Source organism: Bacillus sp. AFS059628, assembly GCF_002571225.1.
Lineage (GTDB): Bacteria > Bacillota > Bacilli > Bacillales > Bacillaceae_G > Bacillus_A.
This window is the reverse complement of the sequence record NZ_NVEC01000017.1, coordinates 95452-119557: the sequence shown is the minus strand read 5'-3', so window position 1 is coordinate 119557 and position 24106 is coordinate 95452. Positions and strand designations below refer to the sequence as shown.

At 32.6% G+C, this 24106-nt stretch carries 22 protein-coding genes and 2 pseudogenes; 19 read left to right on the top strand and 5 right to left on the bottom strand.

Annotated elements, in window-relative coordinates; translation table 11 throughout:
* Positions 1–27: 27 nt before the first annotated feature.
* The gene (locus COL05_RS07800) at positions 28–360 is read right to left on the bottom strand and encodes a YqzG/YhdC family protein (RefSeq protein WP_098668171.1); all 333 of its coding nucleotides are present in this window, start codon (positions 358–360) and stop codon (positions 28–30) included.
* Positions 361–504: 144 nt separating this feature from the next.
* Between COL05_RS07800 and sleB the strand changes: the two genes are divergently transcribed.
* The 9 genes and pseudogenes from sleB (at position 505) to COL05_RS07755 (ending at position 6714) form a co-directional block, all read left to right on the top strand.
* Complete coding sequence (gene sleB, locus COL05_RS07795; RefSeq protein ID WP_098668170.1) at positions 505–1266, top strand: spore cortex-lytic enzyme; 762 nt, start codon at positions 505–507, stop codon at positions 1264–1266.
* Positions 1267–1281: 15 nt separating this feature from the next.
* Positions 1282–2622, top strand: a complete 1341-nt coding sequence (ypeB, locus tag COL05_RS07790; RefSeq protein WP_098668169.1) for a germination protein YpeB — start codon at positions 1282–1284, stop codon at positions 2620–2622.
* Positions 2623–2648: 26 nt separating this feature from the next.
* Entirely contained in the window at positions 2649–3245 is a 597-nt protein-coding gene (locus COL05_RS07785; protein WP_048525826.1) for a YhcN/YlaJ family sporulation lipoprotein, read from the top strand.
* 112 nt (positions 3246–3357) lie between these two features.
* The gene (locus COL05_RS07780) at positions 3358–3714 is read left to right on the top strand and encodes a hypothetical protein (protein WP_048525824.1); all 357 of its coding nucleotides are present in this window, start codon (positions 3358–3360) and stop codon (positions 3712–3714) included.
* A 24-nt stretch (positions 3715–3738) separates the two neighbouring features.
* Complete coding sequence (locus COL05_RS07775; RefSeq protein ID WP_048525822.1) at positions 3739–4236, top strand: GNAT family N-acetyltransferase; 498 nt, start codon at positions 3739–3741, stop codon at positions 4234–4236.
* Between the two features lie 198 nt (positions 4237–4434).
* Positions 4435–4880, top strand: a pseudogene (locus COL05_RS07770) (GNAT family N-acetyltransferase).
* A 107-nt stretch (positions 4881–4987) separates the two neighbouring features.
* Positions 4988–5524 (top strand): DUF1697 domain-containing protein, encoded by a 537-nt coding sequence (locus COL05_RS07765; RefSeq protein ID WP_098668168.1) that lies wholly within the window; start codon positions 4988–4990, stop codon positions 5522–5524.
* 89 nt (positions 5525–5613) lie between these two features.
* Positions 5614–6042 carry a hypothetical protein gene (locus tag COL05_RS07760; RefSeq protein ID WP_001978116.1) on the top strand — a complete coding sequence of 143 codons (429 nt, stop codon included), beginning with the start codon at positions 5614–5616 and terminating at the stop codon, positions 6040–6042.
* Between the two features lie 90 nt (positions 6043–6132).
* On the top strand, positions 6133–6714 hold the full coding sequence (locus tag COL05_RS07755) for an SMI1/KNR4 family protein (protein WP_098668167.1): 582 nt from the start codon (positions 6133–6135) through the stop codon (positions 6712–6714).
* A 210-nt stretch (positions 6715–6924) separates the two neighbouring features.
* Here COL05_RS07755 and COL05_RS07750 read toward each other — a convergent pair whose 3' ends face one another.
* Complete coding sequence (locus COL05_RS07750; RefSeq protein WP_098668166.1) at positions 6925–7326, bottom strand: hypothetical protein; 402 nt, start codon at positions 7324–7326, stop codon at positions 6925–6927.
* Between the two features lie 209 nt (positions 7327–7535).
* On the opposite strand from COL05_RS07750, the gene COL05_RS07745 reads away from it, so the two are divergent.
* The gene (locus tag COL05_RS07745) at positions 7536–8705 is read left to right on the top strand and encodes a ParM/StbA family protein (RefSeq protein WP_071759329.1); all 1170 of its coding nucleotides are present in this window, start codon (positions 7536–7538) and stop codon (positions 8703–8705) included.
* 11 nt (positions 8706–8716) lie between these two features.
* Positions 8717–9052 carry a hypothetical protein gene (locus COL05_RS07740; RefSeq protein WP_001257753.1) on the top strand — a complete coding sequence of 112 codons (336 nt, stop codon included), beginning with the start codon at positions 8717–8719 and terminating at the stop codon, positions 9050–9052.
* 116 nt (positions 9053–9168) lie between these two features.
* Here COL05_RS07740 and mleBCA read toward each other — a convergent pair whose 3' ends face one another.
* The gene (mleBCA, locus tag COL05_RS07735) at positions 9169–10023 is read right to left on the bottom strand and encodes a BCA family alpha/beta fold macrolide esterase (protein WP_098668165.1); all 855 of its coding nucleotides are present in this window, start codon (positions 10021–10023) and stop codon (positions 9169–9171) included.
* A 282-nt stretch (positions 10024–10305) separates the two neighbouring features.
* On the opposite strand from mleBCA, the pseudogene COL05_RS07730 reads away from it, so the two are divergent.
* A pseudogene (locus tag COL05_RS07730) lies at positions 10306–10401 on the top strand (NADP-dependent oxidoreductase); the annotation flags it as partial.
* A 97-nt stretch (positions 10402–10498) separates the two neighbouring features.
* On the opposite strand, the gene pdxR reads toward COL05_RS07730, so the two are convergent.
* The gene (pdxR, locus tag COL05_RS07725; protein WP_098668164.1) at positions 10499–11932 is read right to left on the bottom strand and encodes a MocR-like pyridoxine biosynthesis transcription factor PdxR; all 1434 of its coding nucleotides are present in this window, start codon (positions 11930–11932) and stop codon (positions 10499–10501) included.
* Between the two features lie 146 nt (positions 11933–12078).
* Between pdxR and COL05_RS07720 the strand changes: the two genes are divergently transcribed.
* Entirely contained in the window at positions 12079–12996 is a 918-nt protein-coding gene (locus COL05_RS07720; protein WP_098668163.1) for a DMT family transporter, read from the top strand.
* 46 nt (positions 12997–13042) lie between these two features.
* On the opposite strand, the gene secY is transcribed toward COL05_RS07720, so the two are convergent.
* Positions 13043–14347, bottom strand: coding sequence for a preprotein translocase subunit SecY (secY, locus tag COL05_RS07715; RefSeq protein ID WP_098668162.1), 1305 nt, complete (start codon positions 14345–14347; stop codon positions 13043–13045).
* Positions 14348–14795: 448 nt separating this feature from the next.
* Between secY and COL05_RS07710 the strand changes: the two genes are divergently transcribed.
* The 6 genes from COL05_RS07710 (at position 14796) to COL05_RS07685 (ending at position 24076) form a co-directional block, all read left to right on the top strand.
* Positions 14796–15275 (top strand): AraC family transcriptional regulator, encoded by a 480-nt coding sequence (locus tag COL05_RS07710; protein ID WP_098668161.1) that lies wholly within the window; start codon positions 14796–14798, stop codon positions 15273–15275.
* Positions 15276–15526: 251 nt separating this feature from the next.
* Positions 15527–16057, top strand: coding sequence for an RNA polymerase sigma factor SigX (locus tag COL05_RS07705; RefSeq protein WP_098668160.1), 531 nt, complete (start codon positions 15527–15529; stop codon positions 16055–16057).
* Complete coding sequence (locus tag COL05_RS07700; protein WP_098668159.1) at positions 16058–17023, top strand: DUF4179 domain-containing protein; 966 nt, start codon at positions 16058–16060, stop codon at positions 17021–17023.
* 457 nt (positions 17024–17480) lie between these two features.
* Positions 17481–19184, top strand: coding sequence for a M4 family metallopeptidase (locus COL05_RS07695; protein ID WP_098668158.1), 1704 nt, complete (start codon positions 17481–17483; stop codon positions 19182–19184).
* A 485-nt stretch (positions 19185–19669) separates the two neighbouring features.
* Positions 19670–22228 carry a type I pullulanase gene (pulA, locus tag COL05_RS07690; RefSeq protein WP_098668157.1) on the top strand — a complete coding sequence of 853 codons (2559 nt, stop codon included), beginning with the start codon at positions 19670–19672 and terminating at the stop codon, positions 22226–22228.
* A gap of 870 nt (positions 22229–23098) precedes the next feature.
* Positions 23099–24076, top strand: a complete 978-nt coding sequence (locus tag COL05_RS07685; protein ID WP_142337391.1) for a SagB/ThcOx family dehydrogenase — start codon at positions 23099–23101, stop codon at positions 24074–24076.
* The last annotated feature ends 30 nt before the right edge of the window (positions 24077–24106 follow it).

Below are 24106 nucleotides of genomic sequence, written 5' to 3'. Positions count from 1 at the left end.
AATATAAACACTGCGGGTTCTTTCATTTTATCTACTCGTCTTCTGAAACGTTATCTTTATAAATTTCTCCGTCTTCGTTTCAAATTCAACATCAACAAAAACGCCATATTCTTTTCCATCCTCACGTAGCCACAATTTGAATTTTTCAACTGTTATTTGAACGGTTTTCGGTTTTCTACCTATATGAAGGTAATCAATAATCTGCGCTTTTGGGTATTGTTCTTTCGTCTTTTCTACAGCAAGTTTTCCCCATTTAGCATACGGAGGCTGCGCATAAACCATTGATGGGACAGTATATATATTTGAACATGTTGTGATAAATAAAATGACGAGTGCGACCCGCTTTAACAATGTTTTCATGATGAACTCCTTTTATATTTTTTTATATTGTTTACATATTTTTTCAACGATATGAGTTTGGATTTTTTTGTCTTCTTTACATAAAAGCGAGGCTTTTACAAAACATAACCAAGAAATCATTTACATAATTAAGGAGGGAAAATTATGCGCCAAAAAGCTATTTTTAAAATAGCAGTTTTACTTGCGTTCATAGGACTATCTTTAATGGTCAGTAGTATACAACTGAAAAATGTAGAAGCTTTTTCTAACCAAGTCATTCAAAGAGGGGCATCTGGCGAAGATGTCATTGAACTGCAATCTCGTTTGAAATATAACGGATATTATACGGGAAAAGTGGATGGTGTTTTCGGATGGGGTACATACTGGGCACTTCGAAATTTCCAAGAGAAATTCGGATTACCTGTCGATGGTTTAGCTGGAGCTAAAACGAAGCAAATGCTCGTAAAAGCAACGAAGTATGATAAGTCAACTTCTAATAAAGGAAATAGTGGTGGTACTGCACAAGAGAATAAACCATCTCAAAATAAAGGGACAAATGTTCCAAATGGTTATTCTCAAAATGACATTCAGCTTATGGCAAACGCAGTATATGGAGAATCTCGTGGTGAGCCGTACTTAGGACAAGTTGCAGTAGCTGCAGTTATTTTAAATCGGGTTACAAGTGCATCGTTCCCAAATACCGTTTCGGGTGTCATCTTTGAGCCAAGAGCATTTACCGCGGTAGCAGACGGACAAATCTATTTAACGCCAAATGAAACAGCGAAAAAAGCTGTATTAGATGCAATTAATGGATGGGATCCAACAGGAAATGCATTGTATTATTTCAATCCAGATACTGCAACAAGTAAATGGATTTGGACTCGTCCACAAATTAAAAAGATTGGGAAACATATTTTCTGTAAATAGAGCGGAGGTGGAACTATGTTACGAGGTATTATCATTGTATTATTAACAGTCGGTGTAGTCGGAACAGGATACTGGGGCTATAAAGAACATCAAGAGAAGAATGCAGTATTAATTCGAGCGGAAAATAGTTATCAACGTGCGTTTCATGATTTAGCATATGAGGTTGATTTATTGCACGACAAAATTGGAACAACGCTTGCGATGAATTCACGTGCATCTTTATCACCTGCATTAGCAGACGTATGGAGAATAACATCTGTAGCTCGTTCGGATGTAGGACAACTGCCTTTAACATTAATGCCTTTTAATAAAACGGAAGAATTTTTAGCAAATATCGGTGATTTTAGTTATCGTGCAGCCATTCGTGATTTAGAAAAAGAGCCGTTAAATGATCAAGAATACAAAACGTTACAAACTTTATATTCAAATGCAGGAAATATTCAAGATGAGTTACGAAAAGTGCAACATCTTGTTTTGAAAAATAATTTACGCTGGATGGATGTTGAGATGGCACTCGCATCAAATCGTGATCCTACAGACAATACAATTATTGACGGATTAAAAACAGTAGAGAAAAACGTAACGTCGTATTCATCTACAAACTTCGGACCGACCTTTACAAGTGCACAAAAAAATAAAAAAGGTGGATTTGAAGCGGAAGGAAAGGCAATTTCTAAAGATGAAGCGGCGAAAATTGCAAAATCGTTTTTGAATTTAAAAGGGAATGAAAAAGTAGAAGTTGAAAAAAGCGGAAAAGGTGCGAAAGAATCTTTCTATAGTGTGAAAATAAAAGATCCAGCAACGAATAATGAATTTTATATGGATATTACCGGAAAAGGCGGATATCCAATTTGGGTTATGAATAATCGAGAAATTAAAGAACAGAAAATTAGTTTAAACGATGCAGGAAGTAAAGGTCTGACATTCTTAAAGGACCATAAGTTTAAGAATATGGAGCTTTTTGATAGTTCACAATATGATAATGTTGGTGTATTTACGTATGTAGTAAATGAAAATGGTGTACGAATTTATCCAGAAGCAATCCAAATGAAAATTGCTTTAGATGACGGTTCTATCGTCGGATTCTCCGCAAAAGAATATTTAGCATCACATCAAAAACGAACAGTTCCATCATCTAAACTAACTGCAGCAGAAGCAAGAAAGAAAATCAATCCAGATGTTAAAGTTATGGAAGAACGTAAAGCAGTCGTAGTAAATGATTTGCATAACGAAGTACTTTGCTATGAATTTGTAGGTACATTAGGAAAAGATACGTATCAAATTTTCATTAATGCAAATAGCGGCGCAGAGGAAAAAGTGAAGAAAATGCAAGCTGTTGAAAAAATTTATGATTAAACTTTAATAGTAAAGTGGTGAGAATAATGAAGATTCTAATATATATGTTGATGCTTTGCTTATTTATAACTGGCTGTAGTATAGGAAAAAAGGACAATTCAAACGAAAAACCAGAGCAAAAAAATGTTTCGACGAAAAATGTTAATTACACGAATAAACCAAATAAGCCAAATGAAAAAGCAGCGGACCATTTAGCATCTTTAGCTGCGAGTGTGCCAGGTGTGAATGATGCAACTGCCGTAGTAGTCGGTAAATATGCTATTGTAGGTATTGATGTAAAAGCGAAACTTGATCGAACTCGCGTTGAGTCCATTAAATACTCTGTTGCAGAAAGTTTAAAAAACGATCCTGATGGTGCTAATGCAGTCGTTGTAGCAGATGTTGATACGTATGAAAGACTAAAACAAATTGGAAAGCAAATTAAAAAAGGAAAAACAGGCGAAGGTATACTAGATGAGTTAGCTGCAATTGTTGGCCGAGTCATGCCACAAGTTCCAAATGACATGATTGAAAATCGAGAAACGAATCCAATTAAAGATAATGATAAACAATTACCAAAAGAGGAAGAACAAGAACTAAGAAAAGAACAGGATGACCAATCAAATAATCATTTGAATAAATAAAAGCAACCTTAACCCTGTACTAAATTGTGCAGGGTTTTCTAATATAATATTAAATATTCAGTTTATTTTTAAGGGAAAATATGGTTTAATTATTATGGGAGGGACAACTGTTATGATGAAAAAAAGCGCATTAATATTATGTAGTTTATGCTTAGGTTTCAGTATGACAGCGTGTGAACAGAAGAAAGAAGTGAAAAAACAAACAGCGACTTCTTCAACTGTGATGGAAAGTGAGAAGAAAGAAACTATTAATATAAATCATTTCTCGAATATAAATGAAGGAATGACTTATACAGAAGTGAAAGAATTAATTGGTTTTGATGGTAATTTACTTATAGAAGAAGGTGTAGAAGATTCTACACAAATTAAACAAATTTTTGCTTGGAAGGGAAGCAATCCAACTGCATTAGTTGAAATTACCTTTTTAGATGGAAAAGTACATTCTAAAGTGCAACAAGGTTTAAGTTAATAAGTAAAAATGGGAGAGTTTAACATGAACATACATACTGGGGAAATACAATTAGTTCCGTATAAAGAAAAATATAAAGAAGTTATACAAACATTTACTTTACCAAGTGAACAAGTTCAATTCACATCAGATCCGAGCGAATTATTGGAGAAAGCAAAGAGTGATCGTACAAAAAATGTGATTGTTATTTTAGATTACAACGGGATACCTGTCGGTCTTTTTGCATTGCAAACGGGAGATAGAGTACAGGAGTTCACAGACAATCCAGATGCATTACTTTTAACATCGTTTTCTATAAATTACGATAGACAAAGGAAAGGATATGCTAAAAAGTCATTGGTACTATTACAAGACTTTGTACAACGTTATTTTTCGATAAAAAATGAAGTTGTACTTGCTGTAAATGAAAAAAATATTCCTGCACAAAATTTATACAAAAAAGTCGGCTTCCAAGATAAAGGTTTTAGAAGAATGGGACCAATTGGTCAACAAATTATAATGCATTTACCTATCATAAAATAATGAGAAGAAAAACTTACTCCTCGCGTAACAAAGTAGTAAGTTTTTTTATTTAGAACGATAAGAGAATAAATATTAAAAGGCTATATTTTACAGTGAAGAAATTATAGCTAGATACATAAAAAATTAAAGATACTTGAAAAGCATTAATTTTAGTTATTTGTACAATCATTAAAAAAATTTTTTAGGAGGCTTAGCTTTATGGAAATAATTCAATTACTAAAAAGGATGACTTATTTAATAAGGCAATAGATGTTTTTTGGAAAGAATGGGGCGAGGAAGGTGGGCGTGCTTTTTATGAAGATTGTATGACTAATGCTTTAACTAATTCAAATGGCATACCGAGTTTTTACATAGCAAAAGTAGACGATAAGATTATCGGAACGTATGCATTAATTCGCAATGATTTAAATAGTCGTCAGGATTTGAGTCCATGGCTAGCATGTTTGTTTGTAGATGAAAAATTTAGGGGCAAATCTATAGGCAAAAAATTATTGAATCATGGACTGCTAGAAGCAGCAAAAAGAGGGTACAAATTTTCAGATCTTAAGGGCTATTATGAAAAATATGAATGGGAAAAAATTGGAGTTGCTTATGGGCCTAGTGGAGGGCATATACCTTTGTTTAAAAGGTCAACGGATCTATAACGAAATTAAAAAACGATAAGAAACTTACTTCAATACAATGTAGCAAGATTCTTATCTTTTATATTATTACATCAATTGTGAAACACATTTGAATAAGGAGAAATGATATGACCATTTATATTGCGCTTCTAAGAGGAATTAATGTAGGCGGGCATAAGATAATCAAAATGGCTGATTTAAAACAAATGTTTGAATCAATAGAGTTAAAACAAGTAAAAACATATATTCAAAGCGGTAATATCGTGTTCGAATCTGAAAAAGATATTGATTTTTTAAATAAACAAATACAATCAGAAATTAAAAACGTTTTTGGGTTTGATGTTCCGGTCATGTTAAGAACACATGTTGAATTTATAAATATGATAAAAAGGTGTCCTTATGAAGTCGATTCATTGCTTGAAGGAGAAAGTATACATGTTGCCTTTTTAGCAAATGAACTTTCTGAAAAAGAAAAGGATCAGCTACTTATGCAAAAAAATGAGACTGAAGATTGTTATATAGATGAAAATGTAGTGTACGTGTTTTTCAAAAATAGCATTCGAAACTCTAAATTAATGAATCAATTTCAGAGGTTACATACACCAGCTACAGTTAGGAATTGGCGGACTGTGAGTAAATTAAAAAAGATAGTTGAAGGAATGTAAATATAAAAAGATGAGATTCACTTAGATCAGATAAATGTTTAAGAGACTATTGTTATAGTATAAATTAAACGAATTAAGGGGTAGGTAAGATGGGGAAATATGTGAAAGATCAAAAGGTAGTTGCCTATACACTATTAGGATTAGAACCTTGTACAGTTGTAAGAGTTGGTTGGATTTTTATTACGGTAAGAGAAGAAGAAACTGGTCATCTATATTCTGTTAGAAAAAGTAAAATGACACCTATAGAGGAAGAGGAATACTATCTTGTAGAAGAAAGTATTGATGATGAAGGGTTATTCGGTATAGGTAGATTGTTTGCTAAAATAGAAGCAGAAGACATGGACCTTGCAAAAAAATCATTTGAAGAAAATGAAGACTTCAAGAAATACGAAGATTTTCACAATCCATCAGAAGGAAAACTGTATGGTGGAGAGTACTATACTACAATCAAAACAGGTAAAGAGTTACTAGAACAATACTTTAATCGAGAAGAGCTAGAGCGTAATGGTACTAATTAAATTAGATGTGAAAACAGTTAAAGGCCAAATCTTATATATGTTATGTATATAGACAAAAAATTTATATTAGATTATTGGGAGGGTAAAATAATGGATTTGGTAAACAAATTTTTAAACGGTTTGAAAGCAGCATTATCAACAGATGATCTCGAAGCACTAAATAAAGCATACGGTGCTACAAAAGAGAATATTGATATATTAAGGTTGAAATATCCGAATTGTCCAGAATCATTAATCTGTTTACTTGAAAATATCGATGGTACATATTGGCGGAAATATGGAGAAACCGAAGTCACGGTATGTATTTTAGGTTCAGATGTTGAAGAGTATCCATACTATTTGCTTTCTACACAGGAGATGATCGAAAGTTCAAAAGAAGGGGAAGACGTCTCCTATCTTTTAGAATATCAAGATGAAGAGGATGTTGTTGACTCTAAAATAAATCCAGAAGGACTTCTCCCTGGCACGTATATTCACTTTTCAGATTGTATGAACAACGGTGGAACATCAAAGCTGTATATTGATTTTAATCCTTCTGACAAAGGGGTTTGTGGTCAAATCATTCGTTTTTTACACGACCCTGATGAATATGAAGTGATTGCAAACAGCTTTGATGAGTATTTACAGGATCTTATTGATGATGATTTTAATTTTCTAGAAGAATCTCAATAATTTTTGAAGAATTAAACTTCAACTAATGGGAGCTTTAGTTGAACAAGATTTAAACAAATTTATTATTTATATTTGTCTACAATCTCATTTGAAAGGTTAGAAATTAAACAACTTTAAAGAGCCTTACTACAATATAATTTGTAGCAAGGCTCTTATATTTTCAAATCAAAATTAAATAACATTATTATCACTTTACAAAATCTCATCTTTTTATTTATATTGTTTTGCGACTATTAGTTCGACAATAGGATAAATAAAGAATGAAGAGCAAAGAGCGATAAAAAGAGGAAGATTCTTTATTTCATCGAGTAATAGGAATGCAAATCCTTCTGATAATACTAAAATAAAAAACATAAGGCATATTAGTACAAAATAAGCAATTTTAAAACTTTTATATTGGATTTGCTGTCCCATTTCATCTTTGCTTTCTTCCGATACTCCGTTTGGATCTCCCCAAGTAATTTGATTAATTAAATTGCCAAGTATTAACGAAAAAGCGAATATTGTTCCGCCTAAAATTGAACCTTCCGTTATATATTTATATGCGCCATGTAAGAGGATTCCGATTAATGATATGACGATAATTATGAAAATGATTTTTTTATGATTCAATTTAGAAATGACACCTCCATATTTGTAAAAAACTCTTTACATACATAGTATAAAATTGGAAAAGTTTTATGTCAAATACTTTTTACATGATAAAGGAATAATATAATATTTTGTTTTTGTCTTTTATAAAAAATTACATTACATTTGAATGTAAAAGAATGGGCTCGCATATATTTGGAAGGGATGTCAGATTAATTTAGGGGGTAGTTATGTCTATTCTATTAAAAGCTGGTGCTGATGCAGGAAATAACGGTTTGAAGTTAATGGTGAAAGGGCAAGATCCTATTTTTATTCCGAGTATTTATGCTTTATATATAGGAGAGCCTACTGGATTGTTAGATGAGGGAGATGTTTCCTTATCTGAATTAGAAAATCACATTGACGTGACCATCAGTTCTCCATCGTTAATGTTAAATAACGTGCGGTATATCGTTGGAGAAAAAGTCATTCAAGATCAATTAAAAGGTACTGAGGTTGAGAAGAAATCAAATAAGTCAACTGATGAGTTAATGGTTATTACAATTTTATCTGGTTTAGCGGTAAGTGCTATGCGTCAAAGTCCAACTTCTAGTCATATTAATATTCGATATGATTTATCTGTTGCTCTTCCTATGCAGCTTATTACACAAGAAATAGCTGCGGAAAATGCGAAACGTTATATGGGCAATCATAAGGTTGTATTCCATTATCCTAACGGACGTGATGTGACAATTAATATTTCTATCGAATATTGTAAATGCCTACCTGAGGGCGCTTCTGGGACGTGGGGCATTGTATATGATGAAGAAGGAAATGTTGTAAAACATAAAATAGAATGTGAACAAAATCAAGTTTCAGAAATTGATTTTGTTGATAAAACATTATTATCTTTTGATATTGGCGCAGGGACGACAGAAGAAGTAGTTTCACTAGGTGTTAACTTTAGACCACAATTAAGTAAGGGCTTATCATATGGTGTGAAAGAAACGTTACTACAAATTATTACGAGATGGAACCGGAAGTATCCAACAAAGACGATTGATAGTATTACAGAGTTTAACCAAATTTATTTAAATGAAAAGCACCCAAGAAATGCGTTACTAGTTGAGGAGTCACAACCGGCATTATTAGGGTTAGCAGCGCGTGTCGCAACGGATATCATAAATAAAATTGATGATATGAAGGACGATCCATACGTATTTATTTATGGTGGGGGCGCAGTAATTATTAAAAATAGTTTAAAAATGATTTTAAAACAAAAAGGACGATTAACAAATGTAATCTTTGTGGATAATCCATTATTTACAAATGCACGTGGATTATTAGTCTACACTTGTTCACCAAAATATAGAGAACATAAACAAAAAGAGTTAGGGTTTACAAATTTAACGATAAGTTAGTTGGTGGAAGCATGCGATCTAGGCGATATAAACGTGGTGATCGAGTGAAAATCAATATTCATAAGTCAGTATCACCTGAAATGCTTGCATGGCTAAATAAACAATCAAACCCAACTAATTTCTTTTTCTTTGCAGCGCAGCAACTCTTTAAACAAGTAGGAGATATTGATGTATCAAAAGCAATTCCTAGTAGCCATGTTTTCTCATTATACGTGGAACCATCATCCTTATTAAAAGTTGAAGTAAATCCCTTTAAAAACGTGCCATTAGAAGCAAATAAATCTACCGATAATATAAAAAAAAAATCATGGGAAGCTGTTGATCAATTAGATTGTCCGTTTTTTTAAACATAGAAAAATATAAGTATTGCCCATCACTATACATATGGATACAGTGATGGGCTTTTTATATAACAAATAGAAGAGGCACACGACAATCTGCACTCCTTCTATTCGTAATTTATCTATATTTTAGCTGTATGTTCAGTAACAGCATGAATTATGTCTTCCCAGTCATCAGGGTGAATCTCATGCCCGGCACCTTCAAGAGTTAATAGAGCTGAGTTAGGAATCTCATCGATAAGTGCGAGACCATGTTCGAAAGGGAGAGCAGTATCGTCCGTCCCGTGAATGACTAATGTAGGTGCTTGTATGGAGTGTAGCACACCTTCATATGCATCATCTCCTTGAAGTAAAGCGTGATTAAACATACTTAATAAATTGTTAGCTCGTTCTATTTCTTGTTTTACTTGTTTATAGACTCTTTTTTCATCAAAAGTTCGTTTTGATCCACATAATAGGCGAGATCCGGAAACTAAATATTCAGCTACAACTTTATCATTTGTCCAATCTAAATGCGTGCCATTTGCGTGATGTGTTAAAATTCTTTCATCCATCGGAGGTAAATCGCGCGTGTTATCATCAGATCCTATTATACTTGTAGCTAATAATGTTAACGATAAAATTCTTTCAGGATGTTTTACAGCAGCAATTTGAGCGATCATACCACCTAAAGACATACCAAATAGATGTGCTTGATTAATATGATAAGCATCAAGTACCCCAATCGCATCTTCTGCCATATGTGTAACTGTATAATTGGAAGTACCAGGTTCGTATGCAACAGAGCGTCCCACATCACGGTTATCAAAACGAATAACAAATTTTCCCGTGTTAGCCAACTGTTCACAAAACTCTTCATCCCAATAAACCATTGAACACGTAGCACCCATAATTAATAAAACAGCTGGGTTTTTAGGGTTCCCAAAGCTTTCTGTACATATATCGATTCCGTTTATTTTAAATATCTTTTCAGCCATAGCGTTCTCCCCATTTCTTTTGAATTAAATTTAAAATATAGTTTTGAAAGATTCTAAGGTGTTTGTAAGTTTCGTTTTGGAACTTGCAACGCTTCTTACGCAATTTACCCCCAAAAATAAGTTTATGATAATTCAAGGGGAAAAATTTTGAGAAATATTTGTATGTTATTAAAATAAACAGCAAGGAGGAGAGAAAATGAAAGCAATTGTTATAGAACAATATGGTAGTATTGAAGAATTAAAAGAAAGACAAGTTTTAAAACAAATTGTTAAAAGTAGCGTAAAGTTGTACTGTTTAATGAAGCAAGGGTAAGAGAAGCTCATATTTTGAGTGAAGGCCAACATGTTAGAGGTAAGATTGTAATAAAAGTGGAATGAAAATGATTAAGTATCTTTCAAAATTTTTCATTATACCCCAAAACTAAAATATTTTGGGGTATTTACTTTTTAGCTTAAAGATATTGTGCATATGCTTTTATAGCTTATAGTTTCGTACTGTATCATGTAATTTCTCTAAACCAATCAACATATCTTTTTCATTTAACATAGAATAGCTAAGCCTTAATTGATTATTATTTGTATCGTTATTTAATAGACAAGCTGTCCCTGGTAAAAAAGAGACATCTACTTCATTTGCTTTTTGTAATAAGGTAAAGGGATCAATCGAATCAGGAAGTGTAATCCACAAATTAAATCCACCATTTGGTATTTCAAAGTGTATTTCTTTAAGTGTTGATAACATATTAATCATTATATCACGCCTAATTTGTAAAGCCGTACGTAATTTTTCTAAATGGTTTTTCATACGTTCTGCACGTAAAAAAGGTAGAAGTGCTTTTTGTGTTAATAAAGGACTACCGATATCCATTGAACCTTTTACAGCATATAACCATTCGAAAATAGGTCCATCAGCAATAAGAGATGCGATACGTAGCCCTGGTGCTAACGTTTTACTAAATCCTTTTATATATATTACATGGCCATTCGTATCAAAATTTTTGATCGGAGAGGGGACAGTAGCGCCCTCAAAATATATTTCTCCGAAAGAATCATCTTCAATTATAAAAAACTTATATAGCTCTGCTAGTTCTATAAGTTCCATTCTCCGTTCTTTACTCATTACTGTACCTGTTGGGTTCTGGAACGTTGGATTCGTATACAATAAAACGGGATTTTTACTTTGACAAATATCATCGATTAAGTCGGAGCGAACGCCATGATGATCAAGAGAAATAGGTATAATTTGAGCACCTTTATTGATGAAAATATCAAGTGCAGCACTATAACACGGACTTTCCACTAATACAATATCACCAGGTTTTAATAATGTTTGAGCAATTAAATCAATTCCTTGTTGAGCGCCGCTTGTAATTAATAATTGGGATGGATCTGTCACTAATTGCTGGTGTTCGTGTAAGTAATTTGCTATTTCAACTCGCAGTTCATAATCTCCTTGAATTGGCCCGTAAGTTGCTAGAATCATCTGGTCTTTATGAAGTATTTTATGCATTTCGTCTGCCAAGAATGGGTTTGGCAATAAACGAGGATATAAAATCGCTTGAGAGAAATCATAATATTTCCGGTGCTGATTCATTGCGTATTGAGAACGTATAACATTAATTGTTTTCGTTTGTTGCCACTGATACAGAATTGGTTTGAAATCTTTCTTTACATGTTTATGTATATAAGCACCTTTTCCTTGCTGGATACGTATATATTCTTTCTTTTCTAACTGCTTATATGCTTTACGAACAGTTAATAGGCTAATCTGTAAATCTTCAGCCATAGAGCGTAAAGATGGAAGTGAGTCACCATGTGAAAGCATGCCACTTTGCACTCTTTCAACGATTTGCATATATATTTGCCTGTAATACGGTATGTTGGATTCTTTACGAAGGACAATCTTCATGGTTTCACCTTTTTCGTTTTTATTTAATTAAAGCGAAAAATATAAATAGAATCAACTATGATTTTAGGTAACTGTTATATATATAGTTACACTGTTATACAGCATACCTTCTATACTCATGTTAAGAGTAAAAAGGAGGAAGAAAAATGATCATTTTCAATTATATTTTAGTATGTATTATTTTCGGAACAACATTTTTAACGATAAAAATTGGAATTGAAGCAGGAACGCCCCCGTTATTTTCAGCGGGAATTCGTTTCTTTTTAGCAGGAGTAATCTTGATGATTATATTTAAGTTAAAACGAAAAGAAATAATGCCACATGTATTTTCAAAACGTATTATATATGCTGGTTTTTGCTTAACGTTTATGACATTCGCAACTTTGTACTGGGCAGAACAATATATTTCTTCAGGGCTAGCTGCTGTGCTATCTGCTACGGGACCGATGATGATATTGTTATTGCAGGCAAAGAGAAATAAGGCAAAATTACAAAAGGAGCAACTGCTAGCTTTAATTATTGCACTAATAGGTGTTGTTTTTGTTTCTTTGCCAGGAATGCACCAAGAAATAAGTATCATATGGAGTATCGCTTGCTTTGTTTTAATAATAGGAGAGTTATTTTACGGAATAGGCTCTATTTACTCAAAAGAAATACTTTCGGATTTACAAAATGTATCACCATTTCTCATAAATGGTATTCAAATGTTTTATGGAGGAGTATTACTACTAATCGTCTCAGCCATAGTAGAACAACCGAATGTAACTACACTAGCTTCATGGAGTGTACAGTGGCCTATTTTATATCTTATCTTTATCGGATCAATCGGTGGGCACGGATTATATTATTGGCTCTTATCAAAAACAAATCCTGTATTCCCGTCAACGTGGTTATACGTATCACCGTTAATTGCTATTATAGTAGGATATATTATATTAGGAGAACCTTTAAACCCTACAATGGGAATAGGTGCATGTTTCATTTTGGTTGGTGTATTTTTAGCTAATCGATCCACACTCCGGTCTTATTTCAAACAAGGGAAATTATTTGAGAAAGAAATGTAGTAGAATTAAAAACACAGTTGGAAAAATAACCAACTGTGTTTTTTACTTAATTTACTTTCTTTATAAACCCTTTATAATGACGTTTCACAAGCTGACTTTCTAACGTCTTCATTGTTTCAAGTGCTACACCGACAATGATAAGTAAGCTTGTACCACCAATTTGTGCAGAAGGTGGTAATGTAGCAATTTTTGTGAATACGAGCGGTAAAATTGAAATGGCACCTAAGAAAATTGCACCGATAAATGTTAAACGGTATAAAATTTTCGTTACATATTGCTCTGTTGATTTACCAGGGCGAATACCAGGCACATATCCATTTTGCTTTTTCAAATTCTCAGCCATTTGTTCAGGGTTTACTTGAATAAATGCGTAGAAGTATGTAAAAGCAACGATAAGACCGACATAAAGTGTCATTCCAATTGGATGTGCGAAATCCAGATTAGCAACTAACCATTTTGATACGCTTGAATCAGGGAAAAGCTGCGCAATTGTACGCGGCGTCATTAAAAATGCAGAAGCAAAGATTACTGGAATTACACCAGCACTATTTACTTTAAGAGGTAAATGAGTGTTTTTTGCTCCTTGATATGGATTGTTGCCTGAAACAGCTTTCGCATATTGAATCGGTATTTTACGCACGGCTTGTTGTATGTAAATAACACCGACAACTATCGCTAAAATTACGAGACCAATTAAAACCATCTTTATGATGTGCATGAATAATTGATCACCTGCATTTTGAAATTGTTGTAAATAAATTTGGTTCGCAACATTTGGAATCGCTGCTACAAGTCCTGCGAAGATAATCATCGAAATACCATTACCTACGCCATTAGCAGTAATTTGTTCACCTAACCAAAGTAAAAATGCAGTACCTGCAGTTAAAACTGTCGCAATAAATAAGTATGTAGTCCAGCTTTGATCTGTTATTAATTGTCCACCTGCTATATTATTAAAGCCATAAGACATTCCAATGGCTTGTATGAATGCGAGAATGATTGTAAAGTATCGAGTGAATTGAGCTGATTTTTTACGGCCCATTTCTCCTTGCTTTGCCCATTCCGAAAATTTAGGTATAACGTCCATTTGTAGTAATTGTACTATGATGGAAGCTGTAATATAAGGTGTAATACCTACAGCAAAGATTGAGAAGTGTTGCAATGCTCCTCCGCCAAATACGTTTAGCATACCTAAAACATTAGCTTGATCTTGTACTTTTAATACCTCTGCGTTAGTATGAGGAACTGGAATAAACGTGCCAATTCGAAAAACGATTAACATCGCTAATGTAAAAAGGATTTTCCTTCTTATCTCAGCTACTCTCATGAAATTTGAAATTGTACGAAACATTATGTCGCCTCCTATATTTTTATCAGTTAAAAAACTGATTATTATATCCCGATGAAGTAACCACAAACCTCCTTCCGCATTAAATTCATTTGACAAATGGATTTACATACATTTTGTAGTTTTCACGGATATAAAAATATAAGGTGCTGTATAAGCGACCAATAAGCTTTTCGTAATCATTCAATACACATAATATATCGAATAAATTAACAAATGTACATACATACGCATGAAAAATGAATGAATAGGAGCATTTTTTTACATTTATTTAATGATAAATTGATAGGACATTATTAGTCGGGATTTTTATATATGTTATAAAATAAAGGTGATCCATTATATTTCAATTGAAATTTATGTGATTAGAGAATTCTTTTTATTTAAGAAGGAATAAATATTAAAGAAAGCTAAATAAACAGTGTACATATTTATAGGGGAGAAGATGTAAATGAAAGTTGTTATAAAAAAATTACCACCATTAGAAGTAGCATATATAAGACGAACTGGTAGTTACTTTGAACCACAAGATCATTGGGAAAAGTTACTACAATGGGCAAATGAAAATAATCTACATCCACCAGAGCAATCATTTATCGGAATTTCATTAGATAATCCTGAATTTGTTGCAAGTCATAAGTGCCGACATGATGCGTGCGTTACCGTACCTGAAAACTTTGAAAAAGAACCGAATCAGGATGTGCAATTTAAATGTGTAGATGGAGGTCAATACGCTCTATATCAGTTCTATGATGAACCTCATAAATTAAGTGAAGTGTATCAATATTTGTATGCAATGTGGTTGCCAAATAGTGAGTATAGTGCAGATTATGATAGGGATAATTTAGAGTTTTGTATGAACAATGTTGCAGAAGACCTAGAAGGAAAATTAAAGGTTGATTTATTTATGCCGATAAAAAAGAACAAATAATAAGTAGTATAAATTATAAGCGGTATTAAAATAATTGTTTTTTAATAGTATAAAACCCACTCTTAAAAATAGTTGAGAGTGGGTTTTATGTTGTTATTGAGAAAAAAGTTTCCTTTAATTAATATGAATATTTGTTTATATGATGAATGTACGTAATAGTACATAATAAAAATATTATTTTTTTGTCACAAAAACGAGCATTCTGGTTTCTCTATAATGCAGGCATCAAAAGAGAGAGAGGTTTTATTCACATGCAAACAATAAAAAGTGAAGAGAGGAATGTTTCACATATAACATTTGAAGCGTTGTTTAAACAAAACTATGCGTATGTTGTTAAACAAATAATATGGATCATTAAAGAACAGACTGTTGCTGAGGAATTAGCGCAAGAGGTGTTTTTGCAACTGTATCATTCAGATTGGAAAGCAATAGAAAATTTACGTGCTTGGCTTATAAAGTCTTCTACTTATGTCGCCTATAACTACATTCGTTCTGAAAAGAGACATCAGGCAAGAATCGATAAAGAAACCCAGTATCAAGAAGTTCAAATTGATTCGTCACTAGATGATGAATGGATTAGAAAAGAAGAAATTACAAAAGTACAAATGGTGTTGCGAAAAATGAAAGAACAAGATCGAACGATATTATTAATGAAATTTTCAGGGTTTCGATATAAAGAAATCGCGCAAGTACTTCAGGTTGATGATTCGTCTATTGGAACATTGTTGGCACGAGCTAAACTAAAGTTCCGGAAAATTTTTGAACAAATGGAGGGGAAATAAATGACTTGTTATGAAATGGGATCCATTCAATCATTTATTGATGGCGAGCTTTCCCGTGAGGAAAGAAAACAATTTATAAAGCATTTAGACAAATGTAAGGAGTGTCAAAATTTATTAATTGAGCTAACGGAATTAAGTCAGTGGGAAAATTCAACACTTGCTCATGAGACTCCAGAAATAAATATTGATGTTGAAAAAGCATGGCAAACATTTAAAAATTATAACGAGTCTAATAATGTACTTAGCGTAAATAAAACGACAGAAAGAAAGCATGGGGTATTTTCAAATGTGAATAAAAAATCAAAACGCTTAATGTATACAGTGGTTGCTGCGGTAGGTATTTTTACTATAGCTATGATTCCACAAGTTCAAGTTGCAGCAACTAATATTGCTTCTTACTTTGCTAATGAAGTTTCTAAAGATGAGGTAGTCAACGAAGGGATAAGAGATGAAAATAATAACGAGGTAGAAGGAATGTCAAATGGCAAGTTCATGCCTCTGGATGAGAAGATAACAGATCAGGGGATTACTGTACATTTTAAAGAATTATATGTGGCAGATGCACGTATATCTGTTCATTATAGAGTTGAAAAAGCCGATGGAACTCTAATACCATTTGAATTTGATACAAATGGATTAGATATAAAAAGCGATGGAAAAGTAAACGGACAACAAGAAGAAAATCCTGCATTTAACACAGGAAATGGTATGTTTTCACAATTATCATTTATTCAAGGTGAAGACAATTTACCATTCGAATTATTGTCAGAAGGAAAAAAGTTAGAGCATGTAGGCATTCGCGATAAAGACAGACCAGAAGGTGTCATTACATTTGTTGAAGGTCCTGAAGGAAAAGGTTCCTTTAAACAACCTTTAACATTAGATGTAGACATAAATAAAATAGGAAAAATAGTTGGATCTTGGAAAGGGCAATTTCAAATTAATCCCAAAAAAGTAAATAAGTAAAACAAATTTATATAAAAAAAAGAATTACACAATACATGTCGAGTGCTATCTTTATCTATTGGTTTGCTTTTATCATGTTTTTTTCTTACATTATTTTAACTCTCTCTTTCATTTACTAATCAAATAGTAACGAAGAATTTTAATGTATTAGATAACGGATTTTTAATGGTTAATGTGCAAAGAAATCACCAAGTAAACAATTAATGAGACGAGCATATACTAATAAATGACACAATGCATTTATGATTTATAATCGTATGTAAAGAGCGCCTTAGGGAGCTCTTTTTTTATTGAAATTAACCACTTATATGTGTTGTTCTTTATTTATATCATCGTCCTTAAATTATGTAATTTTGCATAATGTTACATAAATTGTGTATTTTCCCTTTTTTTCGACATAAACAGCAAGTATACTTTGTACAAGCTTTCTATTTTAAAAATTATACGAGGTGAAAAAATGAAAAACAAAAACACATTAACTAAGGTAGCATTAACAACAGGTTTAGCTTTAACAGCAGTAGCACCATACGGAGTAGGTCATGCGGAGGAAACAGATCAACTACAAGTTCAAATTCAGGAAGAATCGTTCCGTTCGGGTGAACTTACACAACCGTCACAAAAAGCACCAGAGAATGTAGTAAAAGATGCTCTGAAGGAGAAAACAGAACAAGCTCTTTCTCCAAAGCAAGTCAATGGAGAAACAGGAGTAGATTATAAAGTTCTTCAAAAACGTGGTTCATATGATGGGACTACACTTGTACGTATTCAGCAAACATACGAAGGGAAAGAAGTATATGGCCATCAATTAACTGCACACGTAGATAATAACGGTGTTATTAAAAGTGTTTCAGGCGATAGTGCGCAAAATTTAAAACAAGAAGAATTGAAAAAACCTATCAATCTATCAAAAGATGAAGCAACACAATATATTTATACGAAGTACGGGAACGATATCAATTTTATTTCTGAGCCAGAAGTTAAAGAAGTTATTTTTGTTGATGAAAATAATGGACAAGCTAGTAATGCATACCAGGTTACATTTGAAGCTGCAACACCAAACTATGTTTCCGGAACCTATTTAATAAATGCACAAAATGGTGATATGTTAAAAAATATGGTACAAGAATCTAACTTAAAAGCAAGTGAAAAACTAGTTGGAGCATTAAAGAAAAGTAAAAAAAGCAATCTTACATCATTAACTGGAACAGGAAAAGATGATTTAGGTATATCACGTACATTTGGTATCTCTAAACAAAGTAATGGCAAATATGCTCTTGCTGATTATACAAGAGGGCAAGGAATCGAAACATATGATGTGAATTATAGAGATATTACGAAAGAAGAAAGCTATTATCCTGGTACATTAGCAACTAGTACTTCGACAACATTTAACGATCCAAAAGCAGTAAGTGCTCATTACTTAGCAACAAAAGTATTTGATTTTTATAAAGATAAATATAAGCGTAATAGCTTTGATAATAAGGGACAAAAGGTAGTTTCAGTTGTACATGCTTGGGATTCCGGAGATACGAATGATCCGAAAAATTGGCAGAATGCTTTAAGTGCGAATAATGGAAGTATGCTTGTATATGGAGATCCTATCGTAAAGGCATATGACGTAGCTGGCCATGAATTTACACATGCTGTTACTTCTAGCGAATCTAATCTTGAATATTACGGCGAATCTGGTGCGATTAATGAGGCACTATCTGATATTATGGGAACATCTATTGAGAAATACGTAAATAATGGAAGTTTTAACTGGACGATGGGAGAACAAACTGGATCTGTTTTCCGTGATATGGAAGACCCGGCTTCTGTTCCATCTTCACTTGGTGTACCTTATCCAGATGATTACAGTGAATTTAATGATTTTAATGGATGGGATCAAGGTGGGGTTCATTTTAATTCAAGCATTATTAATAAAGTTGCGTATCTTATTGCAAAAGGTGGAACTCATAACGGAGTAACTGTTAAAGGGATTGGTGAAGATAAAATGTTTGATATCTTCTATTATGCAAATACAGATGAGTTAAATATGACTTCTAATTTTAAAGAATTAAGATCAGCATGTATTCGAGTGGCAACGAATAAATATGGAGCAAATACAGCTGAAGTTCAAGCAGTTCAAAAGGCATTTGATGCAGCAAAAATTAAGTAAGTTAGAAATATAGTTATCATTCATTTATTATTACATTATAAAAAACAGCTACTGTCGTTTTAAAGATAGTAGCTGTTTTTTATGTAGCAATGTATGAATGAAAATAGACTTACTAAGCAATAATTAGGTTGTCTATCTTTATGAAGTTACGACACATATATAAGGTTTAAAGCACATAAAAACAGAAGATTAATAATATATTGACCTTTTAATAGAAAGTGCTATAGAATGAAAGCGATAACAAACGATTGCTTTATAATGATTTCCCTGATCTTTTAGTATTTACAAATATATGAAGACATAAACAAACCTATTTTTTTAAACATTAATGCAAACGTTTTCGTATTAAAAGATCATTGAAATACATATGTGAAATCAGCCAATATGGGGGTGAAATAAAAGAGATTTTTAGATTCATTTAAGTAGCTGTAATGTAGTACGAGCAGAATATAACGTTCATACCATTTAAAGAAAGGGTGTATGTGGTGCAAATGATAAAAAGATTAATTAACAAATCAGTTTTATTACTTACTATAATCGTTATGTTATCATCTGTTTTCTCTTTTCAAAGTGTAAAGGCAGTTTCAAATTCGAAAACAACTGAAGTTATCATTCATTACAAAGAACAGTCTGGAAATACAAAAGACTGGAACCTTTGGATATGGGGAGAAAATGCGAATGGTACATCATATGAATTTACTGGTGAAGATGAATTTGGAAAGTACGCTAAAATGAATATAGATGGTGACTATAATCGTGTAGGATTTATCATTCGTACAAATGATTGGGAAAAAGATGGTGGCGATCGTTGGATTGAAAATATAAAGGACGGTCGTGCTGAAGTGTGGATTCTTTCTGGTGATGATAAAGTATATAATTCTAAGCCTTCTTCGGATCTATCCATTCAAAAAGCATCTATTGATAGTTTCAATGAAATTACTGTAACAACTAATGTCCCGTTTCATATTAAGGAACGGAAAATTGAAATTGAAAGCATTAAAATTAAGAATATTAGTCCTTATGATACAAGCAGTGGAAATATTACTAATAAGGTGAAAATAATTACGGAGCAGAAAATTGATTTAAAACAGACATACAAAGTTAAAATCGAAAACGTAGCTGATGCGAATACTGAAATCGGTAAAGTCATTCGTAGTGAGGGGTTTGATCATTCATTTTACTATGGTGGTAACGATTTAGGTAATATATATACACCACAACATACGAAGTTCCGTGTATGGGCTCCTACTGCGAGTGAAGCGAAGTTAGTTACATATAAAAAATGGAACGATAAAATAGGTACTGAAATAAACATGCAACAAGATGAAAAAGGAACTTGGAAAGCAGAACTTAGAGGGAACCAAAAAGGCCTCCTTTATACGTATAAGGTGAAAATTGGGGATAAGTGGACAGAAGCAGTTGATCCATATGCACGTGCTGCTTCTGTAAATGGAGATAAAGGGGCAGTTGTTGATTTAGAAGAAACAAATCCGGAAAAATGGAAAGTAAACAAAAAGCCAAAATTTAAAAATCCGGAAGATGCTATTATTTATGAATTACATGTACGTGATCTTTCTATTCAGCCCGAAAGTGGTATTATACAAAAAGGAAAGTATTTAGGGGTAACAGAAAAAGGAACAAGAGGGCCTGAAGGTGTGAAAACAGGACTTGATCATATGAAAGATCTTGGTATTACGCATGTTCAGTTGTTACCGATATTCGATTATGCATCAGTAAATGAAGAGAATTTAAACGAACCACAATATAACTGGGGATACGATCCGAAAAATTTCAACGTTCCAGAGGGATCCTATTCTACAAATCCATATGAGCCAGCTGTTCGAATAACTGAATTAAAGCAAATGATTCAAACGCTGCATGATAATAATCTTCGTGTTGTAATGGATGTAGTATATAACCATATGTATAATGCTGCTGAATCTAATTTTCATAAGTTAGTTCCAGGTTATTATTACCGTTACAATGAAGATGGAACATTTGCAAATGGAACTGGAGTAGGAAATGATACAGCTTCAGAACGAAAAATGATGAGAAAATTTATGGTGGATTCGGTCACATATTGGGCAAAAGAATATAACTTAGACGGATTCCGTTTTGATTTAATGGGCATTCATGATTATGAAACGATGAATGAAATACGTAAAGCTGTTAATCAAATTGATCCTTCTATTATATTGCATGGAGAAGGCTGGGATTTAAATACACCTCTTGCAGCGGAATTGAAAGCAAATCAAAAAAATGCTGAGAAAATGAAAGGGATTGCTCATTTTAACGATAATATACGTGATGGATTAAAAGGAAGTGTGTTTGAGGAGAAAGAAAATGGCTTTGTAAACGGAAAGGGAAACATGGAAGACCGTATTAAAAAAGGCATTATGGCAGGCATTAACTACGATAAAAATTCGTCTACTTATCAAGATCCGGAGCAGGTGCTAACTTATGTGGAAGCACATGATAATCATACATTATGGGACAAACTTGAGTTGACGAATCCAGATGACAGTGAAGAAGTGCGAAAACAAATGCATAAATTGTCTTCTTCGATTTTATTAACATCACAAGGTATTCCATTCTTACATGCAGGACAAGAGTTTATGCGCACGAAATATGGTGATCATAATAGTTACAAATCTCCTGATTCAATTAACCAAATGGACTGGTTGCGCCGTGCAGCATTTAATAATGAAGTAGATTATATGAAGGGCTTAATAGAATTACGCAAAAAGTACTCAGCTTTTCGAATGACATCTGCAGAGCAAATAAAAACACATGTATCATTTATTGATGCTCCAAAAAATACTGTTGCTTATACAATAGAGGGAAATAAACATGAATACTTTACAGTGGCTCACAATGCAAATAGAGAAGCTGTTGAAATAATACTTCCATCGAAAGGGCCTTGGAAAGTACTAGTAGATGGCAAGCAGGCGGGAAGTAAACCACTTTATGTTGTCTATGACAATAAAATTAAAGTTCCTGCATTAAGTTCCATTGTTTTAAAATCAGAAAAACCGATTAAATAAAAGCGAAGAGTGTGGAAATAAATACTGAATTGAGCAAAGTTAATAAGGATTGCAAATGAAAAAAGCGAAGTAAAGGTTATTCTCACTTCGTTTTTAAAGTTAATGTAATATAATTTCACATACTGTAATTATATTACAATTTAATAAAAAAAATAAGCAATAGATTATTGCTATTGTGACAGTAGGGGGAGAAGATATCTTTGAGTTTATTTGTAAAATTATATGAAATACATTCGTAATTCATATAATGTTTATTATATATTCGAACATATAACGAGCTAAATGTTCGAGTTGTATTAATTCCTACAAATCGTTTAAAAATAACAAAGGAGTAAAAAGTATATGGAATTAAAATAGAGAAAAGACACCTTTAATGGTGTCTTTTCTCTATTTTGAATTTGAAATGTAAGTAACTCAATTGTATGTAATAGTATGTGATATCTTCACACTAACTGATTAAGAAAAATTTAAAACTCTTTTCTTAATCTATTTGTAATAAATTACATCATAAAATTTTATCGATATAATAAATAAAACTTTCTCAACATTATTTGATTTAATAACTATATTCAACCGCTCTCCAATCCATTACAATAATTTCACATTGGAAATACATGAATATTCTCAATGTTATAAATGGTTTATACCTTATAGGATTACTATGGGAAAGGATGTGAAATATCCAAAGAAAAATCATTTTTTATGATGAAATAAAAAAATTTAATGAAGAAAAAGTTATTTCATTATTTTCAAGTTTCGTTAAAGTGCATGTATTTATAATCACTATGAGACAAGGAGCAGAATCTAAAAAAATTTTTGTAGATTAGAAAATTGCATTTCAAAATAAGTTAAACGTTTATGGAGGATTATATGAGCGAGAAAATTTACTACTGGTCTCCGATTAAGCATTGGGAGAAGTTGCATAATGAAGTTTTGATAGGGGAAATGAGATTTACAGGTATTCTGTCTGAGTGGTTTCCTGATTTTTATTTTATGGCTCAAAAAGGTGTGAAAATCAGTGAACTAGTAGAGCGCTTTTCGTTAGGAAATGTAGAAGAGACACAAAAAACCATAGAGCTCATGATAAAAAATCGTGTGTTAGTAAGTAACATATTACACCCAAGAGAAGTATTTTCTTCACAAGAAAAGATTTTTCCAAATCCATATAGCAACCAGATTCGCTTTTCTAAAGAAGAGTTAGATAAGTATATGAGTGAACAATTAAATCGCACGCACGTTGCTGCACGGTCAACCGAAATTCAACTTGAAACAACAGATGAGCTACCCACTATAATCAAGGAACGTAGGTCTTGTCGTCAATTTGATATGGAAAAACAAATTAGTTTTTCAGAATTTTCCCGATTCTTATCAACTCTAAAACAGGTTAGGGAAGAAAAAATATACTATCATTACGCAAGTGCAGGCGGGCTCTATCCCATTGATATCTTTGTTTATGTAAAACCAAAACGTATAGAGAGTATGAAAGCTGGATTTTATTATTATAACCCATCAAAAAATAGTCTTGTGATTGTAAACAACATTGATCAAGTAATCAAAAGTGATCATGAGTTAGTTAATCAGGATTTATTTACTCAATCGGCCTTCTCAGTTTATTTGGTTTATAATGCGAACGCTTCCATCCCGAAATACGGTTCAGATGGATATTTATATGCTTGTATTGAGTCAGGCATTATCACTGCTACCTTAAATATGGTTGCTGAGACATTAAATTTAGGGGTTTGTTCAGTTGGTCATATGAAATTTGAAGAGATTCAGCAATTTTTATGTTTGGATAACCACCAAGTGTTTCTCCATGGGCTTGAAGTTGGCTTGAAAATTAACGAGTAGAAGAAATGAATATTAGGGGGATAAAGATAA